Source organism: Streptomyces longwoodensis (genome assembly GCF_001514125.1).
Taxonomy (GTDB): domain Bacteria; phylum Actinomycetota; class Actinomycetes; order Streptomycetales; family Streptomycetaceae; genus Streptomyces; species Streptomyces longwoodensis.
In genome coordinates, this window is the sequence record NZ_KQ948560.1 from 264,964 (window position 1) to 288,612 (window position 23,649).

At 70.1% G+C, this 23,649-nt stretch carries 21 protein-coding genes and 1 tRNA gene; 13 read left to right on the forward strand and 9 right to left on the reverse strand.

What is annotated here, in order from left to right:
• Window positions 1-8 precede the first annotated feature (8 nt).
• The 4 genes from sigM to trxA all read left to right on the forward strand — a co-directional run bounded on the left by sigM (window position 9) and on the right by trxA (window position 3,199).
• A complete protein-coding gene (gene sigM, locus AQJ30_RS28565) occupies window positions 9-758 on the forward strand; it encodes an RNA polymerase sigma factor SigM (RefSeq protein ID WP_067239662.1) in 750 nt (249 codons plus the stop codon).
• Entirely contained in the window at window positions 755-1,693 is a 939-nt protein-coding gene (locus AQJ30_RS28570; protein WP_067239664.1) for an anti-sigma factor family protein, read from the forward strand. Before sigM ends, AQJ30_RS28570 begins: the two co-directional genes overlap by 4 nt.
• 159 nt (window positions 1,694-1,852) lie before the next feature.
• Window positions 1,853-2,824, forward strand: coding sequence for a thioredoxin-disulfide reductase (gene trxB, locus AQJ30_RS28575; protein WP_067239666.1), 972 nt, complete (start codon window positions 1,853-1,855; stop codon window positions 2,822-2,824).
• Window positions 2,825-2,869: 45 nt separating this feature from the next.
• Window positions 2,870-3,199: a thioredoxin gene (gene trxA / locus AQJ30_RS28580; protein ID WP_067239667.1), complete on the forward strand. Its 330-nt coding sequence runs from the start codon at window positions 2,870-2,872 to the stop codon at window positions 3,197-3,199.
• 110 nt (window positions 3,200-3,309) lie between these two features.
• On the opposite strand, the gene AQJ30_RS28585 is transcribed toward trxA, so the two are convergent.
• From AQJ30_RS28585 to rpmH, 9 genes are all read right to left on the reverse strand, one after another.
• Complete coding sequence (locus AQJ30_RS28585) at window positions 3,310-3,927, reverse strand: GNAT family N-acetyltransferase (protein WP_067239669.1); 618 nt, start codon at window positions 3,925-3,927, stop codon at window positions 3,310-3,312.
• A 188-nt stretch (window positions 3,928-4,115) separates the two neighbouring features.
• Window positions 4,116-5,216: a ParB/RepB/Spo0J family partition protein gene (locus AQJ30_RS28590; protein ID WP_067239671.1), complete on the reverse strand. Its 1,101-nt coding sequence runs from the start codon at window positions 5,214-5,216 to the stop codon at window positions 4,116-4,118.
• Window positions 5,213-6,286: an AAA family ATPase gene (locus AQJ30_RS28595; RefSeq protein ID WP_079084366.1), complete on the reverse strand. Its 1,074-nt coding sequence runs from the start codon at window positions 6,284-6,286 to the stop codon at window positions 5,213-5,215. The genes AQJ30_RS28590 and AQJ30_RS28595 overlap by 4 nt, the downstream gene beginning before the upstream one ends.
• Before the next feature lie 249 nt (window positions 6,287-6,535).
• Complete coding sequence (rsmG, locus tag AQJ30_RS28600; protein ID WP_067239675.1) at window positions 6,536-7,252, reverse strand: 16S rRNA (guanine(527)-N(7))-methyltransferase RsmG; 717 nt, start codon at window positions 7,250-7,252, stop codon at window positions 6,536-6,538.
• Window positions 7,253-7,371: 119 nt separating this feature from the next.
• Window positions 7,372-7,884 carry a Jag family protein gene (locus AQJ30_RS28605; RefSeq protein ID WP_067239677.1) on the reverse strand — a complete coding sequence of 171 codons (513 nt, stop codon included), beginning with the start codon at window positions 7,882-7,884 and terminating at the stop codon, window positions 7,372-7,374.
• Between the two features lie 15 nt (window positions 7,885-7,899).
• A complete protein-coding gene (yidC, locus tag AQJ30_RS28610) occupies window positions 7,900-9,198 on the reverse strand; it encodes a membrane protein insertase YidC (RefSeq protein ID WP_067239679.1) in 1,299 nt (432 codons plus the stop codon).
• A 3-nt stretch (window positions 9,199-9,201) separates the two neighbouring features.
• Window positions 9,202-9,555 (reverse strand): membrane protein insertion efficiency factor YidD, encoded by a 354-nt coding sequence (gene yidD / locus AQJ30_RS37390; RefSeq protein WP_079084355.1) that lies wholly within the window; start codon window positions 9,553-9,555, stop codon window positions 9,202-9,204.
• On the reverse strand, window positions 9,552-9,923 hold the full coding sequence (gene rnpA / locus AQJ30_RS37395) for a ribonuclease P protein component (RefSeq protein ID WP_079084356.1): 372 nt from the start codon (window positions 9,921-9,923) through the stop codon (window positions 9,552-9,554). The genes yidD and rnpA overlap by 4 nt, the downstream gene beginning before the upstream one ends.
• A gap of 21 nt (window positions 9,924-9,944) precedes the next feature.
• Window positions 9,945-10,082 (reverse strand): 50S ribosomal protein L34, encoded by a 138-nt coding sequence (gene rpmH, locus AQJ30_RS37400; RefSeq protein ID WP_003956500.1) that lies wholly within the window; start codon window positions 10,080-10,082, stop codon window positions 9,945-9,947.
• 398 nt (window positions 10,083-10,480) lie between these two features.
• Between rpmH and dnaA the strand changes: the two genes are divergently transcribed.
• The 9 genes from dnaA (at window position 10,481) to AQJ30_RS28660 (ending at window position 23,619) form a co-directional block, all read left to right on the forward strand.
• Entirely contained in the window at window positions 10,481-12,571 is a 2,091-nt protein-coding gene (gene dnaA / locus AQJ30_RS28620; RefSeq protein WP_079084357.1) for a chromosomal replication initiator protein DnaA, read from the forward strand.
• Between the two features lie 915 nt (window positions 12,572-13,486).
• Entirely contained in the window at window positions 13,487-14,617 is a 1,131-nt protein-coding gene (dnaN, locus tag AQJ30_RS28625; RefSeq protein WP_067239685.1) for a DNA polymerase III subunit beta, read from the forward strand.
• A 203-nt stretch (window positions 14,618-14,820) separates the two neighbouring features.
• On the forward strand, window positions 14,821-15,696 hold the full coding sequence (gnd, locus tag AQJ30_RS28630; protein WP_067239687.1) for a phosphogluconate dehydrogenase (NAD(+)-dependent, decarboxylating): 876 nt from the start codon (window positions 14,821-14,823) through the stop codon (window positions 15,694-15,696).
• Between the two features lie 34 nt (window positions 15,697-15,730).
• A complete protein-coding gene (recF, locus tag AQJ30_RS28635) occupies window positions 15,731-16,852 on the forward strand; it encodes a DNA replication/repair protein RecF (RefSeq protein ID WP_067239689.1) in 1,122 nt (373 codons plus the stop codon).
• A complete protein-coding gene (locus tag AQJ30_RS28640) occupies window positions 16,849-17,379 on the forward strand; it encodes a DciA family protein (protein WP_067239691.1) in 531 nt (176 codons plus the stop codon). The genes recF and AQJ30_RS28640 overlap by 4 nt, the downstream gene beginning before the upstream one ends.
• Window positions 17,380-17,949: 570 nt before the next feature.
• Window positions 17,950-20,034: a DNA topoisomerase (ATP-hydrolyzing) subunit B gene (gene gyrB / locus AQJ30_RS28645; protein WP_067239693.1), complete on the forward strand. Its 2,085-nt coding sequence runs from the start codon at window positions 17,950-17,952 to the stop codon at window positions 20,032-20,034.
• Window positions 20,035-20,076: 42 nt separating this feature from the next.
• Entirely contained in the window at window positions 20,077-22,671 is a 2,595-nt protein-coding gene (gene gyrA / locus AQJ30_RS28650; protein WP_067239695.1) for a DNA gyrase subunit A, read from the forward strand.
• A gap of 16 nt (window positions 22,672-22,687) precedes the next feature.
• A complete protein-coding gene (locus tag AQJ30_RS28655; protein ID WP_067239697.1) occupies window positions 22,688-23,431 on the forward strand; it encodes a DUF3566 domain-containing protein in 744 nt (247 codons plus the stop codon).
• Between the two features lie 111 nt (window positions 23,432-23,542).
• A tRNA-Ile gene (locus tag AQJ30_RS28660) sits at window positions 23,543-23,619 on the forward strand.
• The last annotated feature ends 30 nt before the right edge of the window (window positions 23,620-23,649 follow it).

Genomic DNA, 23,649 nt, shown 5'->3' on the forward strand with positions numbered 1-23,649 from the left:
GGGGTCGAATGGCCGAGGGCGACGGGTACGACGGGGTGGGCGATCAGGACCTTCTCGCCCGGCACCTGGAGGGTGACCCGCATGCCTTCGGCGAGATCGTGCGCCGGCACCGGGACCGGCTCTGGGCCGTCGCGCTGCGGACGCTGGGCGACCGCGAGGAGGCCGCCGACGCCGTGCAGGACGCCCTCGTCTCCGCCTACCGGGCCGCCCACACCTTCCGGGGCCAGTCGGCCGTCACGACCTGGCTGCACCGGATCACGGTGAACGCCTGCCTCGACCGGGCCCGCAAGGCCGCCTCCCGCAAGACCGCGCCCGTCGACGACACCGAGCGCCTGGAACAGCTCCTGGAGCCCCACGAGTCGGCCTCGGCCCCCGCGGAGCGCAACGACCTCCACCGCCAGCTCCTGGAAGCGCTCGGCACCCTCCCTCCCGACCAGCGGGCCGCCCTCGTCCTGGTGGACATGCAGGGTTACCCGGTCGCCGAAGCCGCGCGCGTGCTCGACGTGCCCGTCGGCACGGTCAAGAGCCGCTGCGCCCGGGGCAGGGCCAGACTCCTGCCCCTGCTGACCCACCTCCGGCCCGACCGCCCCGAGCAGAGCGAGGAACGGGACGCCGACGGCGGAGAAGAACCCGGCGCGGGACGGAACCGGGCGCAGGGGACATCCGTCCCACCCGCAGCGGGTCCTCGCGGTGAGGGTCCGGGTGGGGCCGGAACAGGCGACTCAGCCGCAGTGAAGGGCGGAGGTGGGCGAGCGTGACATCGACGACGGACACGACGGGGCACCCGGACGTCACCGAGATCTCCGATCTCACCGACGGCCTGCTCGGCCAGCCCCGCAGCGAGGAGATCCGGCGGCACCTGGCGGCCTGCGAACTCTGCGCCGACGTCCAGGCCTCCCTGGAGGAGGTCCGCGGGCTGCTCGGCACACTACCCGGGCCGGCCCGTATGCCGGACGACGTCGCCCAGCGCATCGACGCGGCCTTGGCGGCCGAAGCCCTGCTCGACGCCGAGGCTCTGAACACGGTCGGGTCCGCCGAGACGTCTGGTTCCTCCGAGGCGACCGGGTCCTCCGAGACGAGCGGTGCCACCGCTCTTGTTTCACGTGAAACCACGCCTGTTTCACGTGAAACATCGGTGCCCGCGCCCGACCGTCCGTCGGGACACGCCCGCAGCTCCTCCACCGGACCGGGTCGCAAAGAGCGCAAGCGCCCCGGGCGCCGCAAGATCGCTGTCCTGGGTGCGGTCTTTGGCGCGGCCGCACTGGGTCTCGGATCCGTGCTGGTGGCCTCGCTCAGCGGGGGCGGGGACGGCGGCACCACGGCGAGCAGCACCCACTCCACCGCGGCGGACACCTTCTCCCGGACGGCCCTGGAACGTCAGGTGACGGCTCTCCTCTCGAAGAACGAGGGGTCCCGCGCTCCGCACAGCCTGGGCCTCGACGGCGACTCCGAGCCGCCCCGCGTCTTCACGCAGCCGACCGTGCCCGCCTGCGTCCAGCAGGGCATCGGCCGGCAGGACACGGCCCTGGCCACCCAGACCGGCGTGTACCAGGGGCGCGACGTCCTGCTGGTCGTGCTGCCCGACCCCGCGGACACCGGCAAGGTGACCGCCTACCTGGTGGACACGCGCTGCGTGCAACACCCGGGAGCCCGCGCGAAGGTGCTGTTGCAGCACACCTACGCACGTCCCTGATCCGCACGTCCTGGGACACTGTGCCGACGCCCTTGGCCACCCTCCGTGTGCCCGGACACACCGGGAATGCACGCCCCTTAGGATCCGTTGGGTGGGGTGAGAGTTCCGAGCAACTCCCACCGGTCGAACTGACGTAGACCAGAGACGAGGAATCCAGCCGTGAGCGACGTCCGAAACGTGATCATCATCGGCTCCGGGCCCGCCGGCTACACGGCGGCGCTCTACACCGCGCGCGCGTCGCTGAAGCCGCTGGTGTTCGAGGGTGCTGTCACCGCGGGTGGTGCGCTGATGAACACCACCGAGGTCGAGAACTTCCCGGGCTTCCAGGACGGCATCATGGGGCCCGAGCTCATGGACAACATGCGCGCCCAGGCCGAGCGTTTCGGTGCGGAGCTCGTCCCGGACGACATCGTCTCCGTCGACCTCACCGGTGACATCAAGACCGTCACGGACACCGCCGGCACCGTCCACCGCGCCCGGGCCGTCATCGTCACGACGGGCTCGCAGCACCGCAAGCTCGGCCTGCCGAACGAGGACGCGCTCTCCGGGCGTGGTGTGTCCTGGTGTGCCACCTGTGACGGCTTCTTCTTCAAGGACCAGGACATCGCCGTGATCGGCGGCGGCGACACCGCGATGGAGGAGGCCACCTTCCTCTCGCGCTTCGCCAAGTCCGTGACCATCGTGCACCGCCGGGACACCCTGCGCGCCTCCAAGGCAATGCAGGAGCGCGCCTTCGCCGACCCGAAGATCAAGTTCATCTGGGACAGCGAGGTCGCCGAGATCCACGGCGACCCGAAGCTGGCCGGGCTGAAGCTGCGCAACCTCAAGACCGGTGAGCTGTCCGACCTGCCGGTGACCGGCCTGTTCATCGCGATCGGCCACGACCCGCGCACCGAGCTCTTCAAGGGCCAGCTCGACCTGGACGCGGAGGGCTACCTCAAGGTCGCCGCCCCGTCCACGCGGACGAACGTGACCGGTGTGTTCGCCGCTGGCGACGTGGTGGACCACACCTACCGCCAGGCGATCACCGCCGCCGGCACCGGCTGCTCCGCCGCTCTGGACGCCGAGCGGTACCTCGCCGCGCTGGCCGACACCGAGCAGCAGGCCGAGCCCGAGAAGACCTCCGTCTGATCCCCCTTCCCGCCCCACGCACCGACCAGTGAAGGAGAGCCCGCCGTGGCCGACCTGAAGAACGTGACCGACGACTCCTTCGAGCAGGACGTCCTCAAGAGCGACAAGCCCGTCCTGGTGGACTTCTGGGCCGCCTGGTGCGGTCCGTGCCGCCAGATCGCCCCGTCGCTCGAGGCGATCGCCGCTGAGCACGGCGACAAGATCGAGATCGTCAAGCTCAACATCGACGAGAACCCGGGGATCGCGGCCAAGTACGGCGTCATGTCCATCCCGACGCTCAACGTCTACCAGAACGGCGAGGTCGCCAAGACCATCGTCGGCGCCAAGCCGAAGGCCGCGCTCCTGCGCGACCTCGAGGACTTCATCGCCGAGTAGTCCCCGGAGCCGTCTGCCGACGGCCCGATGTTTCACGTGAAACACGGTGACGAACGAAGGGGCCGCCCCTCAGGGGCGGCCCCTTCGTCATGCCCGGTCGGCCACCGCGCTCAGAGCGGCCGCAGCACGGGTTCCTTCTGTACCGCTCCGAGGAGCCGGTCGAGCGCCATCTCCACGTCTTCCTTCCAGGAGAGCGTGGACCGCAGCTCCAGCCGCAGCCGCGGGTGGGCCGGATGGGACCGCACCGTCTTGAAGCCCACCGCCGTGAGGTGCTCGGCCGGCAGCAGACAGGCGGGCTCCTTCCACCGCGCGTCGCCGAACGCCTCGATCGCCTTGAAGCCCCGGCGCAGCAGGTCCTTCGCCACCGTCTGCACCATCACCCGGCCGAGTCCCTGTCCCTGGTAGCCCGGCACGATGAACGCCGTGATCAGCTGCACCGCATCCGGGGAGATCGGGCTCGTCGGGAACGCCGACGACCGGGGCACGTACGCGGGCGGGGCGTAAAGCACGTAGCCCACGGGAGCGTCGTCCACGTAGACGACCCGGCCGCAGGAGCCCCAGTCGAGCAGTACGGCGGAGATCCATGCCTCCTTCTCCAGCGTGGCCGTGCCGCCCTTCACCGCTGCTTCGCCGCTGACGGGGTCCAGCTCCCAGAAGACGCACGAGCCGCAGCGCTGGGGGAGGTCCTGGAGGTTGTCCAGCGTGAGCGGTACGAGCCGTCGCCCCATGAAGGCCGTTCCTCGCTTCCTTCGTCCGCGCTCCCGCGGACGGCCGTCGGAGCACTCCGTTCCTTGAGCGTATCCACGATGCGTTTGCGTCGAAACTGACGAAAAGCAAAGAGCGGGCCCTGTTCCGGTACACACCGGACAGGGCCCGCTCCGGGCCGGCCGGGCGGCCTCCGCCCGGCCGGCGCCCGTCAGGACTCCGCTTCGTCGGAGCCGCCCTCCGCGAGGCCCTTGTGCAGCGCCGGCCCCTCGCCCGGGGCGAGGGTGCCCAGGATGCGCTCGAGGTCCTCCATCGAGGCGAACTCGACGGTGATCTTCCCCTTCTTCTGCCCCAGGTCGACCTTCACCCGCGTCTCGAAGCGGTCCGAGAGCCGGGTGGCGAGGTCGGTGAGCGCCGGGGAGACCCGGGCACCGGCGCGCGGCCCCTTGGCCCGCTGGGCCGACTGCGGCCGGGACCCCATCAGGGTCACGATCTCCTCCACCGACCGCACCGACAGCCCCTCGGCGACGATGCGGTGGGCCAGCCGGTCCTGCTCCTCCGGGTCGTTCACGGACAGCAGCGCCCGCGCGTGCCCGGCCGAGAGCACCCCGGCCGCGACCCGGCGCTGCACGGCCGGCGAGAGCTTCAGCAGGCGCAGCGTGTTGGAGACCTGCGGACGGGAGCGTCCGATACGGTCCGCCAGCTGGTCATGGGTGCAGTTGAAGTCCTTCAGCAGCTGCTCGTAGGCGTTGGCCTCTTCGATCGGGTTCAGCTGCGCCCGGTGCAGGTTCTCCAGGAGCGCGTCCAGGAGGAGCTTCTCGTCGTCCGTCTCGCGGACGATCGCCGGAATCGCCTCCAGCCCCGCCTCACGGCTGGCCCGCAGACGCCGCTCGCCCATGATGAGCTCGTAGCGCTCGGGGCCCAGCTGCCGTACGACGACGGGCTGGAGGAGGCCGACCTCCTTGATGGAGGTGATCAGTTCGGCGAGCGCGTCCTCGTCGAAGACCTCACGCGGCTGGCGCGGGTTGGGGGTGATGGCGTCGAGGGGGAGCTCCGCGAAGTGCGCGCCCACCGGAGGCGCGGGGACCTCCGCGGCGCCGCTCGTCGACGACCCCTCCGTGGTTTCCCGTGGAACCGGCGGCAGCGTCGCCACCCTGGCCGCGGCCACTCCGCGGTCCGTCAGCACCGGGACGGCGGCCGGGGAGACGGGTGCGCCGCTTCCCACCGCTGCCGAGGCCGGGTTCTTCTCCGTCGGAGCAGCAGGGATCAACGCGCCGAGCCCACGGCCCAACCCCCTCCGTCGCTCGCTCACTGGATCCCCTCCACCATGCTCGGATTGTTCTGGGCGCCGATGTGGGCGTGGGTGGCGTCGTAGCTGACGCCGACACCCCTCAGCGCGATCTCTCGTGCCGCCTCAAGGTAGGACAGGGCACCGCTCGATCCGGGATCGTAGGTCAGCACGGTCTGTCCGTAGCTCGGTGCCTCGGAGATGCGGACGGAGCGGGGAATGCTCGTCCGCAGCACCTCGTCACCGAAGTGGGTGCGCACCTCTTCCGCGACCTGGGAGGCGAGGCGCGTCCGGCCGTCGTACATAGTGAGCAGGATGGTCGACACGTGCAGGTGGGGGTTGAGGTGCCCCCGCACCAGGTCGACGTTGCGCAGCAGCTGTCCCAGGCCCTCCAGTGCGTAGTACTCGCACTGGATCGGGATGAGGACCTCGGCCCCCGCCACGAGGGCGTTCACGGTCAGCAGGCCGAGGGAGGGCGGGCAGTCGATGAGGATGTAGTCCAGGGGCTGCTCGTACGCCTGGATAGCGCGCTGGAGCCGGCTCTCGCGGGCCACCAGGGACACCAGCTCGATCTCCGCACCGGCGAGGTCGATCGTGGCGGGCGCGCAGAAGAGACCTTCGACGTCGGGGACCGGCTGGACGACCTCGGAGAGCGGCCTGCTGTCCACCAGCACGTCGTAGATGGAGGGGACCTCGGCGTGGTGGTCGATCCCGAGCGCCGTGGACGCGTTGCCCTGGGGGTCGAGGTCGACCACCAGGACCCGGCCCCCGTGCAGGGCCAGGGAGGCCGCCAGGTTCACGGTGGTCGTGGTCTTGCCGACCCCGCCCTTCTGATTGGCCACCACGATGATGCGTGTCTGCTCGGGCCGTGGCAGGCCCTCGCCGGCACGACCCAGAGCCTCTACCGCCAGTTGGGCAGCACGACCGATCGGAGTGTCGTCCATCGGGGGCGGTGTTTCACGTGAAACATCCTCCTCCATCGACTCGGTACGGGGACCGGGGACCGGATCGGTCATCGGTCCCGCGATGTTGGCGTCGGACCGCAAGGATTCACTCTCCTCGACTTCAGGCTCGCAATGAACAGAGCCTCCCATGCCCGCAGGGTCAGGAACCAGTGAGGCCTGGTGTTCTGTGGAGAAATCCACCTCTGTGGACAACTCCGCCCCCTCATCGAGGGACCCGAGAGGCTTGCGGTCGCGGGGGTCGGCCGCGGCGCGGCCCCGACTGATGATGCCGTGCAGCAGTGAGCGACGTTTCACGTGAAACACGATGCACAGCGCCGACGACCGTTGTGTCGCGACACTCCGTCAGGCACGGGTGGGGCAGCTTGTGTGGAGTACGGGTCAGCGCCGGCGACGCGTCCGGCCGGTCCGTGCGGCCTTCGCCCGCTTGGCCGCGAAACGCACGCCACCCGGGCTCTCCCCGACCTCGACCCGGACGACCGTGGACAGGGGATCCACGACACCCTCGCCGACCTGCACGACGGAGGTGTCGACGGCTCCGAGCTTGCTGAGGGCGGTCGCCGCGCTCTTCAGCTCCTCCTCCGCCGTGTCCCCCTTGAGGGCGAGCATCTCGCCGTAGGGGCGCAGCAGCGGGATGCCCCAGGTGGCCAGCCGGTCCAGGGGAGCCACGGCCCGGGCCGTCACCACGTGGACCGGGTTCAGCTTGCCCATGACCTCTTCGGCCCGGCCACGCATCACGGTCACGTGGTCGAGGCCCAGGAGCTCGACGACCTCGGTGAGGAAGTTCGTGCGGCGCAGCAGCGGCTCCAGCAGCGTGATCTTCAGGTCCTCCCGGACGAGCGCCAGGGGGATGCCGGGGAGTCCGGCCCCCGAGCCGACGTCGCACACGGTCACGCCCTCGGGCACGACCTCGGAGAGCACCGCGCAGTTCAGCAGGTGCCGCTCCCACAGGCGGGGCACCTCCCGCGGGCCGATGAGCCCGCGTTGCACGCCTGCCTCGGCCAGCAGCTCGGCGTACCGGACCGCATCAGCGAAGCGATCACCGAATACCTCGCGAGCCTGCTCGGGCGCAGGGGGGAGCTCCGCTGCCTCCGTCACGGGGACCGTCCTTCCGTACCGCACCGGCGCTTCTCACGCCGGTGACCAGAACTATCAGGCTGACAAAGAGCGGCCCCGTCTGCGCAACAGACGGGGCCGCGGGTGGTGCAGGTACCGAGTCAGTTGGGGAGCACGACGACGAAGCGCTGCGGCTCCTCGCCCTCGGACTCGCTGCGCAGGCCCGCCGCCTTCACCGCGTCATGGACGACCTTGCGCTCGAACGGCGTCATGGGCTTCAGCCTGACCGGCTCACCGCTGTTCTTCGCGTCGGCCGCGGCCTTGGCGCCCAGCTCCGAGAGCTCGGCGCGCTTCGTGGCGCGGTAGCCCCCGATGTCCAGCATCAGCCGGCTGCGGTCGCCGGTCTCCCGGTGCACGGCCAGGCGCGTCAGCTCCTGAAGCGCCTCCAGCACCTCGCCGTCGCGGCCGACCAGCTTCTGGAGGTCGCGGCCGCCCGTGTCGCTGATGATCGACACGGAGGCACGATCGGCCTCGACGTCCATGTCGATGTCGCCGTCGAGATCGGCGATGTCCAGCAGACCCTCGAGGTAGTCCGCCGCGATCTCGCCCTCCTGCTCCAGGCGGGTCAGGGTGTCTGCACCCTCGGCGGCAGCGGAGGTGGTGCCTTCCGTCACGGGACGGTCTCCTTCTTACTTCTTGGACGGGGACTTGGGGCGCTGCGGGCCACCCTTGCGCTGCCCGGACTGTGCCCTGCTGCGGCCACCGCCGGACTTGGCGGTGGACTGCTTGGCTGCGGGCTGCTTCGGGGCGGCCGGCGGGGCAGCGGCGGCGGGCTCGTCGTCCTCCGGCTCGTCGGACTTGGACAGCGAGGTGGTGGGCTCGCCGGCCGCCTTGACGGTCGACTGGCGCTGGGACTTGGACTGCCGCTTGGGCTGCTGGCGCTTGGCGGCGGTCGCGGTGGTGGTCCCACCGTCCTCCGTCCCCTCGACGGCCCGGGCCTCGCTCTTGACGATGTTTCCGTCCGCCTGGGCGGCGAGACCCGCCTTGGTCAGACCGTTGATGAACTTGCGCTCGGCCTCGTTGCGGTCCCGGCCCTTGGCCACGATGGCCTTGACGATGGCCCGCTCGCCCCGTCCGCGGGTGCCGCCGTGGTGCGTGACGCGCTTGTACAGGCGCTCCAGGTACGCGGCCTGGGCCTTGGAACCCGGGGTCGGGTTGTTGTGGATGACGTACATCTGCTGGCCCATGGTCCACACGTTGGTGGTCAGCCAGTAGACGAGGACACCGACGGGGAAGTTGATGCCGAAGATGGCGAACATCAGCGGGAAGACGTACATCAGCATCTTCTGCTGCTGCATGAACGGGGTCTTCACCGAGGTGTCGACGTTCTTCGTCATCAGCTGGCGCTGGGTGAAGAACTGCGAGGCCGACATCAGGACGATCATGATGACGGTCACGACGCGCACGTCCGTCACCGAGGCGCCGAGGGCCTCGATGGTGGAGGCGCTGTCCTTGAACTTGGCGGCCAGCGGGGCGCCGAAGATGTGCGCGTTCCGCGCGCTCTCCAGCAGCGAGTCGTTGATGACGCCGATGGTCTTGCCCGACGCGATGCCGTTGAGCACGTGGTACAGGGCGAAGAAGAACGGGGACTGCGCCAGGATGGGAAGGCACGAGGAGAGCGGGTTGGTGCCCGTCTCCTTGTACAGCTTCATCATCTCTTCGGACTGGCGCTGCTTGTCGTTCTTGTAGCGCTCCTGGATCTTCTTCATCTCGGGCTGCAGCGTCTGCATGGCCCGGGTCGCCTTGATCTGCTTCACGAAGAGCGGGATCAGGCAGATGCGGATCAGGATCACCAGGGACACGATGGACAGGCCCCAGGCCCATCCGGTGTCCGGGCCGAAGATGGCCCCGTACACCTTGTGGAACTGGACGATGACCCAGGAGACGGGTGTCGTGATGAAACTGAAGAGGCTGGCAATCGTGTCCACTAATCATGCTCCTTGGGCATGGGACGGTGTCTCTGCGGCCGGGCTCGGGGAACGATTGTCCCCGGTGGCCGTTTCGGCGGCGGAGGGCCCGCCCCTGCGTGCACGCCAGGCGTCGCGCAGCATCTCGTGCCACCGCGGACGCTTGCGCGGTGGAACATGGTCCACACCGCCGAGCGACCACGGATTGCACCGGAGGATCCGCCAGGCGGTGAGCGCCGTTCCCTTGATCGCGCCGTGCCGGTCGATGGCCGTGTAGCCGTAGTGGGAGCACGACGGGTAGTACTTGCAGACCGGCCCCAGCAGAGGACTGATCGTCCACTGGTACAGCTTGATCAGAGCCAGCAGCGGGTACTTCATCGCGCGCCCCCTCCCAGCAGCCGTCGAAGGGCGGCATCCAGGTCTTGGGCCAGCTGTGCATGGTCGGCGTCGCCCGCGCCGGGCAGCGCTCGTACGACTACCAGGCTACCGGGCGGGAAAAGGGCGATCCGGTCACGCAGGAGGTGCCGCAGTCGGCGCTTCACCGTGTTGCGGACGACGGCGCCGCCCACGGCCTTGCTCACGACGAAACCCGCACGCGTCGGGGGAGCGCTCTCCCCAGGCGCGTGCGGGTCCGTGGCACCGCTTCGTAGGTGGACGACGAGCGTCGGGCGTCCGGCCCGGCGCCCCCGTCGTACCGCGGTCGCGAAGTCCTCGCGCCGCCTCAGCCGGTTCTCGGTGGGCAGCACGACGGCATGACCTGACCGGGATCAGGCGGACAGACGGGCGCGACCCTTGCTACGGCGGGACGCGAGGATCGCGCGGCCGGCACGGGTGCGCATACGCAGCCGGAAGCCGTGGGTCTTCGCGCGACGACGGTTGTTCGGCTGGAAGGTGCGCTTGCTCACTCGGGGGCTCCAGAAAAGAATCGGTGGTGGCGGGGTGCCGTCCTGGCTGTCACCGTGCGCCCACGAGTAGCTCGCGTCACGCCCGAGTGCACCGCTTCCCGATCACCTTCAAGCGATCTGTGCCCATCGGAGGCAGGCGGCAGCAGCCATCGACAACTCGACCTGGTTACGGTACGCGCGGCTACGCCATCCGGTCAAACCGGTGGGCGCCGGGGGACACTGTCCACAGCCTGGGGACAACAACTTGAACCGTACCCGCCGCGCTGACTACCGTGGCTGGACTCCGATTCGTTCCCTTGTCACCCGCACCAGCGGATTAGTCCCCGCCCGTCCACCCGAGAACATCCCGACCCGTCCCACGATCACACGAACGTGGGACCTGTGAGAGAGCGTGCCCTGTGGCTGACGTACCTGCCGATCTTGCCGCAGTGTGGCCACGCGTACTGGAGCAACTCCTCGGGGAAGGACGCGGCCAGGGCGTCGAGGTGAAGGACGAGCACTGGCTGCGGCGCACCCAGCCGCTGGCGCTGGTCGCGGACACCGCGCTGCTCGCCGTGCCGAACGAGTTCGCCAAGAACGTGCTGGAGGGCCGGCTCGCGCCGATCGTCAGCGAGTCCCTGACCCGTGAGTGCGGCCGTCCGATCCGCATCGCGATCACCGTCGACGACTCCGCGGGCGAGCCCCCGGCCCCGCCTGCGCCCTCCGCCCCGCAGCAGCAGCGCTACGAGGACGAGTCGGCCCAGCCCGAGCTGCCGACCGGTCCCTACGACACCCCCTATGACGGGGGCCGCGGCAACCACGCCGGCCGCAGCTCGTACGAGACGTCCTACGACGGCTCCTACGAGGGGTACGGCCGCCACCGCGCGGAACCCCTGCCCGGGCCGCCCGGCGACCAGCACGGCGGCGGGCGGGACCAGCACCCGGGCGGCCGGGACCAGCACGGCGGCGGCCGCGAGCAGCATCCCGGAGGGCGCGACCAGCACCCCGGCGGCCGGGACCAGCGTCCCGGTGGCCGCGAGCTGCCCTCGGCCCGGCCGGCCTACCCCTCGGAGTACCAGCGCCCCGAGCCGGGCGCCTGGCCGCGTCCCCAGCAGGACGACTACGGCTGGCAGCAGCAGCGCCTCGGCTTCCCCGAGCGCGACCCGTACGCCTCGCCCTCCCAGGATGGCTACGGCGGCCCCGGCGGCCGGGACTCCTACGACGCCCCCACCTCCGACTACCGCCCGAAGCCGCCGGAGCGGTCCGGGTACGAGTCGCCGTACGAGAAGGCACGCGGGGACTACGAGCCGTCGCGGGACTACGACCAGCGGGACGGCGGCCGGCGCGAGTTGTCCGAGCAGGGCGGCGGTCCGGGCCGCCGCGGCGGGCCGGGCGGCCCTGTGCCGTCCTCCGGCGGGACCGGCGGACCCGGACCGTCGGCCGCCCCGCCCGCGCCGTCCGGCGGGCCCGGTGAGCCCACGGCGCGGCTGAACCCCAAGTACCTCTTCGACACGTTCGTCATCGGCGCGTCCAACCGCTTCGCGCACGCGGCCGCGGTGGCCGTCGCCGAGGCGCCCGCCAAGGCGTACAACCCGCTGTTCATCTACGGCGAGTCCGGCCTCGGCAAGACGCACCTGCTGCACGCCATCGGGCACTACGCGCGCAGCCTGTACCCCGGCACGCGCGTGCGGTACGTGAGCTCCGAGGAGTTCACCAACGAGTTCATCAACTCCATCCGCGACGGCAAGGGCGACAGCTTCCGCAAGCGCTACCGCGAGATGGACATCCTGCTCGTCGACGACATCCAGTTCCTGGCGGACAAGGAGTCGACGCAGGAGGAGTTCTTCCACACCTTCAACACGCTCCACAACGCCAACAAGCAGATCGTGCTCTCCAGCGACCGGCCGCCCAAGCAGCTGGTCACGCTGGAGGACCGGCTGCGCAACCGCTTCGAGTGGGGCCTGATCACCGACGTCCAGCCGCCCGAGCTGGAGACGCGCATCGCGATCCTGCGCAAGAAGGCGGTCCAGGAGCAGCTGAACGCCCCGCCGGAGGTGCTGGAGTTCATCGCGTCCCGCATCTCGCGCAACATCCGCGAGCTGGAGGGCGCGCTGATCCGGGTGACGGCGTTCGCCTCGCTCAACCGGCAGCCGGTGGACCTGGGGCTGACCGAGATCGTCCTGAAGGACCTGATCCCGGGCGGCGAGGACTCGGCCCCGGAGATCACGTCGACGGCCATCATGGGCGCCACGGCGGACTACTTCGGGCTGACCGTCGAGGACCTGTGCGGCACCTCGCGCGGGCGCGCGCTGGTCACCGCCCGGCAGATCGCCATGTACCTGTGCCGGGAGCTGACGGACCTGTCGCTGCCGAAGATCGGCGCGCTCTTCGGCGGCCGGGACCACACGACGGTCATGCACGCCGACCGCAAGATCCGCAATCTGATGGCCGAGCGGCGGTCGATCTACAACCAGGTGACCGAGCTGACGAACCGGATCAAGAACGGCTGACGCCGCCGGCGGTGCTGACGCCGCCGGCGGCCCCACGCGGCCCGTGCAGGCGCTCCCGGAGGGTTCCGGGGGCGCCTTTCACGTGCCGTGGCCGTCCCGGGACGCGTCCGCGGACCGCCCCGCGCCGCACCTGCTGTTCGATTACGTGGCAGGTCACGGCCTCCCTCCACAGATTCGGCGACTTTCTCCCGTCCACAGACTGGGGACTGCGGAGTTGTCCCGATCCTGTCCACAGACAGGCCTGTTGAGGGACCATCAGGCGAGGTCAGGTGGCTGTGGATTCGTGGACGAAGGATCTCCACAGACTGTGGACGACGCCGTGATCCACAGGCTGTGCGCAAAGTTGTCCACGGGCGGCCCACAGGCTGGAGCCGGTTGTCCCCAGCGATCCCCAGCTTCTCCACATGACTGTCCACTGTTCGGCAACCCGGCACGCCTCCTCACCGAGTCGAGTGAAAGGCGTCACACGAAGGTGCCGGATTGGGCTGTGGGAAAGGCGGGTAAACCTGGGGACGCCGCTGGGGAGAAGTCGCCCCGGCCTGTGCACGGGGTGTGCAGAACTTTCCGTTCTCCACAGCGACCCCGAGTTGTCCACCGGCTCCACCCACAGGCCCCGTGGACAAAATTTCGCCTCTGAGCTGGGCAAACGGGGTTATCCACGGTTTCCACAGCCCCTACTACTACTCCCGACCAGTAAGAGCCCGGAAATCGCTTCGAAGGGGGTCCTGTGCACAACTCGCCCTCCGGTGCCCGGCTGCCCCTCGTCACGACTTGACCCCGAGAGGCGCCGACTGTCAGTGAGGTGCGTCAGACTGGTCCCCGGTGTCCTTCCCGACCCAGGGAGCAGCGACACCCAGACAGACGACGAAGCGAAGCAGGGCGAGAAGCGCCGGCAACAGCAGGAGGCGGCTTACGGTGAAGATCCGGGTGGAACGCGACGTACTCGCGGAGGCAGTGGCCTGGGCGGCGCGCAGCCTCCCGGCCCGTCCGCCGGCGCCGGTCCTCGCCGGCCTGCTCCTGAAGGCCGAGGACGGTCAGCTGAGCCTGTCGAGCTTCGACTACGAGGTCTCGGCCCGGGTGAGCGTCGAGGCAGAGGTCGAGGAGGAGGGCACGGTCCTCGTCTCGGGCCGGCTGCTCGCCGACATCTCCCGCGCCCTCCCCAACCGGCCGGTGGAGATTTCCACAGACGGTGTTCGGGCGACGGTGGTCTGTGGATCCTCGCGGTTCACGCTCCACACCCTGCCGGTGGAGGAGTACCCGGCACTGCCGCAGATGCCGAACGCCACGGGCACCGTCCCCGGCGAGGTCTTCGCGGCCGCCGTCTCCCAGGTGGCCATCGCGGCCGGCCGGGACGACACGCTGCCCGTGCTGACCGGTGTGCGCATCGAGATCGAGGGCGACACGGTCACGCTGGCCTCCACCGACCGCTACCGCTTCGCGGTCCGCGAGTTCCTGTGGAAGCCGGAGAACCCGGACGCGTCCGCGGTCGCCCTGGTGCCCGCGAAGACGCTGCTGGACACCGCCAAGTCCCTCGGCGCCGGTGACAGCGTCACGCTGGCGCTCTCCGGCTCCGGTGCCGGTGAGGGCCTGATCGGCTTCGAGGGCGCCGGCCGGCGCACCACCACGCGCCTGCTCGAGGGCGACCTGCCGAAGTACCGGACGCTCTTCCCCACCGAGTTCAACTCGGTCGCCGTGATCGAGACCGCGCCCTTCGTGGAGGCCGTCAAGCGCGTCGCGCTGGTGGCTGAGCGCAACACCCCGGTGCGGCTGAGCTTCGAGCAGGGCGTGCTGATCCTGGAGGCCGGCTCCAGCGACGACGCACAGGCTGTGGAAAGGGTCGACGCCCAGCTGGAGGGCGACGACATCTCGATCGCCTTCAACCCGACGTTCCTGCTGGACGGCCTGAGCGCGATCGACTCCCCGGTGGCGCAGCTGTCGTTCACCACGTCCACCAAGCCCGCGCTGCTGAGCGGCCGGCCCGCCCTGGACGCGGAGGCGGACGACGCCTACAAGTACCTGATCATGCCGGTGCGGCTCAGCGGCTGACGTCGTCCACAGGTGTGCACGGTGCCGGTCCGCCCCTGTGGGTGACCGGCACCGTGGCCGACGCCGTGACGAGCCCGGAAGCCACAGGTCAGGCGCCACGTCTGAGCGCGTATGCCCACAGCTGTGCACAACCCTGCGGGATTAGGCTCATACGTCGGCACGAAGGTGCCGCACACGCCACAGCGACCTAAGGAACACAACTGATGGAGCTCGGTCTCGTCGGCCTCGGCAAGATGGGCGGCAACATGCGCGAGCGGATACGCCGCGCGGGCCACACCGTCATCGGGTACGACCGCAACGCGGACGTCGCGGACGTCCACAGCCTGGAAGAGCTCGTGGGCAAGCTCAGCGCCCCGCGCGTGGTCTGGGTGATGGTCCCGGCGGGCGAGCCCACCCAGTCCACCGTCGACCAGCTGGCCGAGCTGCTGGAGCCCGGTGACGTGGTCGTCGACGGCGGCAACTCCCGCTGGACGGACGACGAGAAGCACGCCGAGCAGCTGGCCGCCCGCGGCATCGGCTTCGTCGACTGCGGCGTCTCCGGCGGTGTGTGGGGCCTGGAGAACGGCTACGCGCTGATGTACGGCGGCGACGCGGAGAACGTCGCCAAGGTGCAGCCGGTGTTCGACGCGCTCAAGCCCGAGGGCGACTTCGGCTCGGTGCACGCCGGCAAGGTCGGCGCCGGGCACTTCGCGAAGATGGTCCACAACGGCATCGAGTACGCGATGATGCAGGCCTACGCCGAGGGCTGGGAGCTGCTGGAGAAGGTCGACTCCGTGGAGAACGTCCGCGAGGTCTTCCGCTCCTGGCAGGAGGGCACCGTCATCCGCTCCTGGCTGCTCGACCTCGCCGTCAACGCGCTCGACGACGACGAGCACCTGGACGGGCTGCGGGGTTATGCACAGGACTCCGGTGAGGGACGCTGGACGGTGGAGGCCGCCATCGACAACGCCGTGCCGCTGCCCGCGATCACGGCCTCGCTCTTCGCGCGGTTCGCCTCCCGCCAGGAGGACTCCCCGCAGATGAAGATGATCGCCGCGCTGCGCAACCAGTTCGGCGGCCACGCGGTCGAGAAGAAGTAAGCAGCACCACAGCTGGGGAGGTCGGCACCCGACCATGCACGTCACGCACCTGTCGCTGGCCGACTTCCGCTCGTACGCCCGGGTCGAGGTCCCGCTCGACCCGGGCGTCACGGCCTTCGTCGGGCCCAACGGACAGGGCAAGACGAACCTCGTCGAGGCGGTCGGCTATCTCGCCACCCTCGGCAGCCACCGGGTGTCCTCCGACGCGCCCTTGGTCCGCATGGGCGCCGAGCGCGCCGTGGTCCGGGCCCAGGTCCGCCAGGGCGAGCGGCAGCAGCTGGTCGAGCTGGAGCTGAACCCGGGCCGCGCCAACCGGGCCCGCATCAACCGGTCCTCGCAGGTCAGGCCGCGGGACGTGCTGGGGATCGTACGGACCGTGCTGTTCGCGCCCGAGGACCTCGCGCTGGTGAAGGGGGACCCCGGGGAGCGGCGGCGGTTCCTGGACGAGCTGATCACCGCGCGCTCGCCGCGCATGGCGGGCGTGCGGTCGGACTACGAGCGGGTGCTCAAGCAGCGCAACACCCTGCTGAAGTCGGCCGCCCTGGCCCGCCGACACGGCGGACGGTCCATGGACCTGTCCACGCTCGACGTGTGGGACCAGCACCTGGCGCGGGCCGGGGCCGAGCTCCTCGCCCAGCGGCTCGACCTGATCGCGGCGCTGCAGCCGCTGGCCGACAAGGCGTACGAGCAGCTGGCGCCGGGCGGCGGTCCGGTCGCCCTGGAGTACCGGCCGTCCGCGCCGGGCGAGGCACACACGCGTGAGGAGCTGTACGAGCAGCTGACGGCGGCGCTCGTCGAGGCCCGCAAGCAGGAGATCGAGCGGGGCGTGACCCTGGTGGGCCCGCACCGTGACGACCTGCTGCTCAAGCTGGGGCAGCTGCCCGCCAAGGGGTACGCCTCGCACGGCGAGTCCTGGTCGTACGCCCTGGCGCTGCGGCTGGCCTCCTACGACCTGCTGCGGGCCGAGGGCAACGAGCCGGTGCTGGTCCTGGACGACGTCTTCGCCGAGCTGGACACCCGGCGCCGGGAGCGGCTGGCGGAGCTGGTGGCGCCCGGTGAGCAGGTGCTGGTGACGGCCGCGGTCGACGACGACGTGCCGCACGTGCTGAGCGGTGCCCGGTACGCGGTGTCCGACGGAACGGTGGAGCGCGTATGACCGCCCAGGAGTCCGGCGGGAAGCCCGAGCAGTCCGGCGTCGACCTCGCGCGCGTGGCGCTGCGGGCGGCGCGCGAACAGGCACGCGCGCGGGGCGACGCGGCGCGGCAGAAGAAGCAGGCGCGGCGCGGGGGCGGCCTGCGCTCCGGCGCGCGGGCGGACGGGCGCGACCCCATGGCGCTGGGTGCCGCGATCAACCGGCTGCTCACCGAGCGCGGCTGGGAGGCGCCGGCCGCGGTCGGCGGGGTGATGGGCCGCTGGCCGCAGATCGTCGGCGAGGACGTGGCCAAGCACTGCGAGCCCGAGCGCTACGACGAGGACGAGCGGGTGCTGGTGGTGCGCTGCGACTCCACGGCCTGGGCGACCAACCTGCGCCTCCTCGCGCCCACCCTGGTCGCCCGTCTGAACGAGGACCTCGGGCACGGCGCGGTGCGGCAGATCAAGGTGCAGGGCCCCAGCGGCCCCGCCCGCCGCTACGGCCCGCTGCGCGCCCCCGGCAGCAAGGGACCCGGCGACACGTACGGGTGACACGTCTTCGGGGCGCTTCCATGCCCCACGGGTTCCTCGACTCGGCCCCCACGCGTGCGTGAGCGCTGCGAGACGGCCCACCGCGCGCGTGATGTGCGTCACGTAGGGAGGGGCTGGAGCCCGCTCGCTGCGGGCCCTCCGACTGCAGGGACGGTTCTTCTGAACCGTCCCTGCAGTCGTTCCGTACGACCGGATGCGGGCCGGCGCACCCCGGGTGGTGCGCCGCGGGCCCGCGCGCCCCGCAGAACACCAGGTCAAACCGCCGCACACGGGTGCGAATCCCGGGGTGACCGCGCGGTAGCCAAGGGTTGACAGCTGGAAGCGCTGAGTGCCGCTGTGAGCCGCTTGGAGCCCCCATCCGCATATCGGGAGTCGGGAGAGGCCGGTTCAGGGCGGCACATGCGGACTCAGGTACCGGCAAACCCCCATCGCTGTCAGTGGTACCGGTAGACTGGAAGCAATCCCGCCCCAACCGTGGGGACCGCCCGGGAAAAGCTGAGCAACGCTGATCAAGGCTTACCAACGCACCATGCCGCAGCCGCTCCGGCACCCTGCCGACGAGCCTGGCTTGTGCTGTGCCAGAAAGGGCGCTTCGTGGCCGATTCCGGCAACCCCAACGAGAACATCCCGTCCACCGACGAAGGCGCGAGCACCGCGGCCGTCCCGGCCGCCGGCGAGGCCACCACCTCGTACGACGCGAGCGCCATCACCGTCCTCGAGGGCCTGGACGCAGTCCGCAAGCGACCCGGTATGTACATCGGCTCGACCGGTGAGCGCGGTCTGCACCACCTCGTGTACGAGGTCGTCGACAACTCCGTCGACGAGGCGCTGGCCGGGTACGCGGACACGATCGACGTGACGATCCTTCCCGACGGCGGCGTGCGCGTCGTCGACAACGGCCGCGGCATCCCCGTGGGCATCGTCCCCTCGGAGGGCAAGCCGGCCGTCGAGGTCGTGCTGACCGTGCTGCACGCGGGCGGCAAGTTCGGCGGCGGCGGCTACGCCGTCTCCGGCGGTCTGCACGGCGTCGGCGTCTCGGTCGTGAACGCCCTGTCGAACCGGGTGTCGGTCGAGGTCAGGACGGACGGCCACCGCTGGACGCAGGACTACAAGACGGGCGTGCCGACGGCTCCGCTGGCCCAGCACGAGGCCACCGAGGAGACGGGCACCTCGGTGACCTTCTGGGCCGACCCGGAGATCTTCGAGACCACCGAGTACTCGTTCGAGACGCTCTCCCGGCGCTTCCAGGAGATGGCGTTCCTCAACAAGGGTCTGACCATCCGGCTCACCGACGAGCGCGAGTCGGCGAAGGCCACGGCCGGCGCGGACGAGGCGGGCGCGGACGAGAAGGACGAGCCGAAGACCGTCACGTACCACTACGAGGGCGGCATCGTCGACTTCGTGAAGTACCTCAACTCCCGCAAGGGAGACGTGGTGCACCCCACCGTGGTGTCGCTGGAGGCCGAGGACAAGGACAAGAGCCTGTCCCTCGAGGTCGCCATGCAGTGGAACTCGGGCTACAGCGAGGGTGTGTACTCCTTCGCCAACATCATCCACACCCATGAGGGCGGTACTCACGAGGAGGGCTTCCGGGCCGCGCTGACCTCGCTGATCAACAAGTACGCGCGCGACAAGAAGCTGCTGCGCGAGAAGGACGACAACCTCACGGGTGACGACATCCGCGAGGGCCTGACGGCGATCATCTCGGTCAAGCTGAGCGAGCCGCAGTTCGAGGGCCAGACCAAGACCAAGCTGGGCAACACGGAGGCCAAGACCTTCGTGCAGAAGGCGGTCTACGAGCACCTCAACGACTGGCTGGACCGCAACCCGGTCGAGGCCGCCGACATCATCCGCAAGGGCATCCAGGCGGCCACCGCGCGCGTGGCGGCCCGCAAGGCGCGCGACCTGACCCGCCGCAAGGGCCTGCTGGAGACCGCCTCCCTGCCGGGCAAGCTGGCCGACTGCCAGTCCAACGACCCGGCCAAGTGCGAGATCTTCATCGTCGAGGGCGACTCGGCCGGCGGCTCGGCCAAGTCCGGCCGCAACCCGCAGTACCAGGCGATCCTCCCGATCCGCGGCAAGATCCTCAACGTCGAGAAGGCGCGGATCGACAAGATCCTGCAGAACCAGGAGATCCAGGCGCTGATCTCCGCCTTCGGCACGGGCGTGCACGAGGACTTCGACATCGAGAAGCTCCGCTACCACAAGATCATCCTGATGGCGGACGCCGACGTCGACGGCCAGCACATCAGCACCCTGCTGCTGACGTTCCTGTTCCGCTTCATGCGGCCGCTGGTCGAGGCCGGGCACGTGTACCTGTCGCGCCCCCCGCTCTACAAGATCAAGTGGGGCCGGGACGACATCGAGTACGCCTACTCCGACCGCGAGCGCGACGCCCTGATCGAGATGGGCCGCCAGCGCGGCAAGCGCGTGCGCGAGGACTCCATCCAGCGCTTCAAGGGTCTCGGCGAGATGAACGCCGAGGAACTGCGCGTGACCACCATGGACCAGGAGCACCGGGTCCTCGGCCAGGTCACCCTCGACGACGCCGCCCAGGCCGACGAGCTGTTCTCGGTCCTGATGGGCGAGGACGTCGAGGCCCGCCGCCAGTTCATCCAGCGCAACGCCAAGGACGTCCGCTTCCTCGACATCTGAGTCGGTCTCAGCTGACCGCACCAGGAAGGACCTTCACCAGCAATGACCGACGAGAACACTCCCGTCACCCCCGAGGGCGACGGCGTCATCGCCCAGCGTGTCGAGCCCGTCGGGCTCGAGACGGAGATGCAGCGCTCGTACCTCGACTACGCGATGTCCGTCATCGTCTCGCGCGCGCTGCCGGACGTCCGGGACGGCCTCAAGCCCGTCCACCGCCGCGTGCTGTACGCGATGTACGACGGCGGCTACCGCCCCGAGCGCGGCTTCTACAAGTGCGCCCGCGTCGTCGGCGACGTCATGGGCAACTACCACCCGCACGGCGACTCCTCGATCTACGACGCCCTGGTGCGCCTCGCCCAGCCGTGGTCGATGCGGATGCCGCTGGTGGACTCCAACGGCAACTTCGGCTCCCCGGGCAACGACCCGGCCGCGGCCATGCGGTACACCGAGTGCAAGATGGCGCCGCTGTCGATGGAGATGGTCCGCGACATCGACGAGGAGACCGTCGACTTCACGGACAACTACGACGGCCGCTCCCAGGAGCCGACCGTCCTGCCGTCGCGCTTCCCGAACCTGCTGATCAACGGCTCGGCCGGCATCGCGGTCGGCATGGCGACCAACATCCCGCCGCACAACCTGCGCGAGGTCGCCGCCGGCGCCCAGTGGTACCTGGAGAACCCCGAGGCCTCGCACGAGGAGCTGCTGGACGCGCTCATCGAGCGCATCAAGGGCCCGGACTTCCCGACCGGCGCGCTGGTCGTCGGCCGCAAGGGCATCGAGGAGGCGTACCGCACCGGCCGCGGCTCGATCACCATGCGCGCGGTCGTCGAGGTCGAGGAGATCCAGAACCGCCAGTGCCTGGTGGTGACGGAGCTGCCGTACCAGGTGAACCCGGACAACCTCGCGCAGAAGATCGCCGACCTGGTGAAGGACGGCAAGATCGGCGGCATCGCGGACGTCCGCGACGAGACGTCCTCGCGCACGGGCCAGCGCCTGGTCATCGTGCTCAAGCGGGACGCGGTCGCCAAGGTCGTGCTGAACAACCTGTACAAGCACACCGACCTGCAGACCAACTTCGGCGCCAACATGCTGGCGCTGGTCGACGGCGTGCCGCGCACCCTGTCGCTGGACGCGTTCATCCGCCACTGGGTGACGCACCAGATCGAGGTCATCGTCCGCCGTACGCGCTTCCGGCTGCGCAAGGCCGAGGAGCGGGCGCACATCCTGCGCGGTCTGCTCAAGGCGCTGGACGCGATCGACGAGGTCATCGCGCTGATCCGGCGCAGTGAGACGGTCGACGTCGCGCGCGGCGGCCTGATGGAGCTCCTGGAGATCGACGAGATCCAGGCCAACGCCATCCTCGAGATGCAGCTGCGCCGACTGGCCGCCCTGGAGCGCCAGAAGATCGTCCAGGAGCACGACGAGCTCCAGGCGAAGATCAACCAGTACAACCAGATCCTCGCCTCGCCGGTCCGTCAGCGGGGCATCGTCAGCGAGGAGTTGGCGGCGATCGTCGAGAAGTACGGCGACGACCGCAAGACCATGCTGGTGCCCTACGACGGCGACATGTCCATCGAGGACCTGATCGCCGAGGAGGACATCGTCGTCACCGTCACGCGTGGCGGCTACGTCAAGCGGACCAAGACGGACGACTACCGCGCCCAGAAGCGCGGCGGCAAGGGCGTGCGCGGCGCGAAGCTGAAGGAAGACGACATCGTCGACCACTTCTTCGTCTCCACCACGCACCACTGGCTGCTGTTCTTCACCAACAAGGGCCGGGTCTACCGGGCCAAGGCGTACGAGCTCCCGGACGCCGGGCGGGACGCGCGCGGGCAGCACGTGGCGAACCTGCTGGCCTTCCAGCCGGACGAGTCGATCGCCGAGATCCTCGCCATCCGGGACTACGAGGCGGCGCCGTACCTGGTCCTCGCGACCAAGGGCGGCCTGGTGAAGAAGACGCCACTGAAGGATTACGATTCGCCCCGCTCCGGCGGTGTGATCGCCATCAACCTCCGTGAGCGGGAGGACGGTTCGGACGACGAACTGATCGGTGCCGAACTCGTGTCGTCCGACGACGATCTCCTGCTGATCAGCAGGAAGGCGCAGTCGATCAGGTTCACGGCCACCGACGACACGTTGCGGCCCATGGGCCGTGCGACCTCGGGCGTCAAGGGCATGAGTTTCCGCGCGGGCGACGAGCTGCTCTCGATGAATGTTGTTCGACCCGGTACGTTCGTGTTCACTGCCACCGACGGCGGGTACGCGAAGCGGACCGCCGTCGACGAGTACCGCGTCCAGGGTCGCGGTGGCCTCGGCATCAAGGCCGCCAAGATCGTGGAGGACCGCGGTTCGCTCGTCGGCGCGCTGGTTGTCGAGGAGCTCGACGAGATCCTCGCCATCACGCTGTCCGGCGGTGTGATTCGTACGCGAGTCAACGAGGTCAGGGAGACGGGCCGTGACACCATGGGCGTCCAACTGATCAACCTGGGCAAGCGCGATGCCGTCGTCGGCATCGCACGTAACGCCGAGGCGGGGCGCGAGGCGGAGGAAGTCGACGGCGACGTGGCCGTGGACGAGCCCGCGGAGGATGCCGCGGCCACCGGCACGGACGAGGGTGAGGCGCCCTCGCCCGAGTAGCGAGGAGTGAGTCATCGTGAGCGGAGCCACGGGCGCCGGTACGTCTTCCGGGAAGAAGGGCGGCGGCGGCCGTGGCTCCGCCGCGCAGGTGACGGATCCGCAGACGACCAACCTCAAGCCGGTCAAGGTGGACGCCGACTCGCCCTCTCCCGACGCGGACGGATCCCAGGGGGGAACTGTGACGGAGACCCGAGGCCCGCAGGCCCAGCCGTACGGGGCCGGCGCGGGCCCGGCCGGCCAGGCCGGCGCCCCGGAGACGGCCTCGCCGCTGCCCGGCGAGCGCCGGACGCAGCAGCAGACCGGGCCGTACCACCCGCCGCAGGCCTACCCGGCCCAGGGTGGCGCCGGCGCGGTACGGCGGCCCCGGACGGGCGCGCGCACCACGCCGCGGGTGCGCAAGGCCCGGCTGCGGGTGGCCAAGGCCGACCCGTGGTCCGTGATGAAGGTGAGCTTCCTGCTCTCCATCGCGCTGGGCGTCTGCACGATCGTCGCCGCGGCGGTGCTGTGGATGGTCATCGACGCGATGGGCGTCTTCTCGACGGTCGGCAGCGCGGTGTCCGATGCGACCGGCTCGACCGAGTCGAACGGCTTCGACGTCCAGTCGTACCTGTCGCTCCCCCACGTGCTGATGTTCGCGACGATCATCGCGGTCATCGACGTCGTCCTCGCGACGGCGCTGGCGACGCTGGGCGCCTTCATCTACAACCTGTCCGCGGGCTTCGTCGGCGGTGTGGAGTTGACGCTCGCAGAGGACGAGTGACCTGCGGCGCGACCCCCGAGCCCGGGCCCCCGGGAACCGATTTTGGGAGTGCCCGGGTCGTGCGCTAATCTTCAGGAGTCAGCGCGCGGGACACACACCGCAGAGCGCGGCGGGGCTATAGCTCAGTTGGTTAGAGCGCATCCCTGATAAGGATGAGGCCACAGGTTCAAATCCTGTTAGCCCCACCAGCGAGAAGACCCCCAGTCGATACCGGCTGG

Bases quoted from the DNA above. Each gene is read 5' to 3' on its own strand.
- sigM (WP_067239662.1), top strand. From the start codon at position 9: ATGGCCGAGGGCGACGGGTACGACGGGGTGGGCGATCAGGACCTTCTC.
- AQJ30_RS28585 (WP_067239669.1), bottom strand. From the start codon at position 3,927: ATGGGGCGACGGCTCGTACCGCTCACGCTGGACAACCTCCAGGACCTC.
- AQJ30_RS28595 (WP_079084366.1), bottom strand. From the start codon at position 6,286: ATGGGAGGCTCTGTTCATTGCGAGCCTGAAGTCGAGGAGAGTGAATCC.
- yidD (WP_079084355.1), bottom strand. From the start codon at position 9,555: ATGAAGTACCCGCTGCTGGCTCTGATCAAGCTGTACCAGTGGACGATC.
- gnd (WP_067239687.1), top strand. From the start codon at position 14,821: ATGGAGCTCGGTCTCGTCGGCCTCGGCAAGATGGGCGGCAACATGCGC.
- recF (WP_067239689.1), top strand. From the start codon at position 15,731: ATGCACGTCACGCACCTGTCGCTGGCCGACTTCCGCTCGTACGCCCGG.
- AQJ30_RS28640 (WP_067239691.1), top strand. From the start codon at position 16,849: ATGACCGCCCAGGAGTCCGGCGGGAAGCCCGAGCAGTCCGGCGTCGAC.
- gyrA (WP_067239695.1), top strand. From the start codon at position 20,077: ATGACCGACGAGAACACTCCCGTCACCCCCGAGGGCGACGGCGTCATC.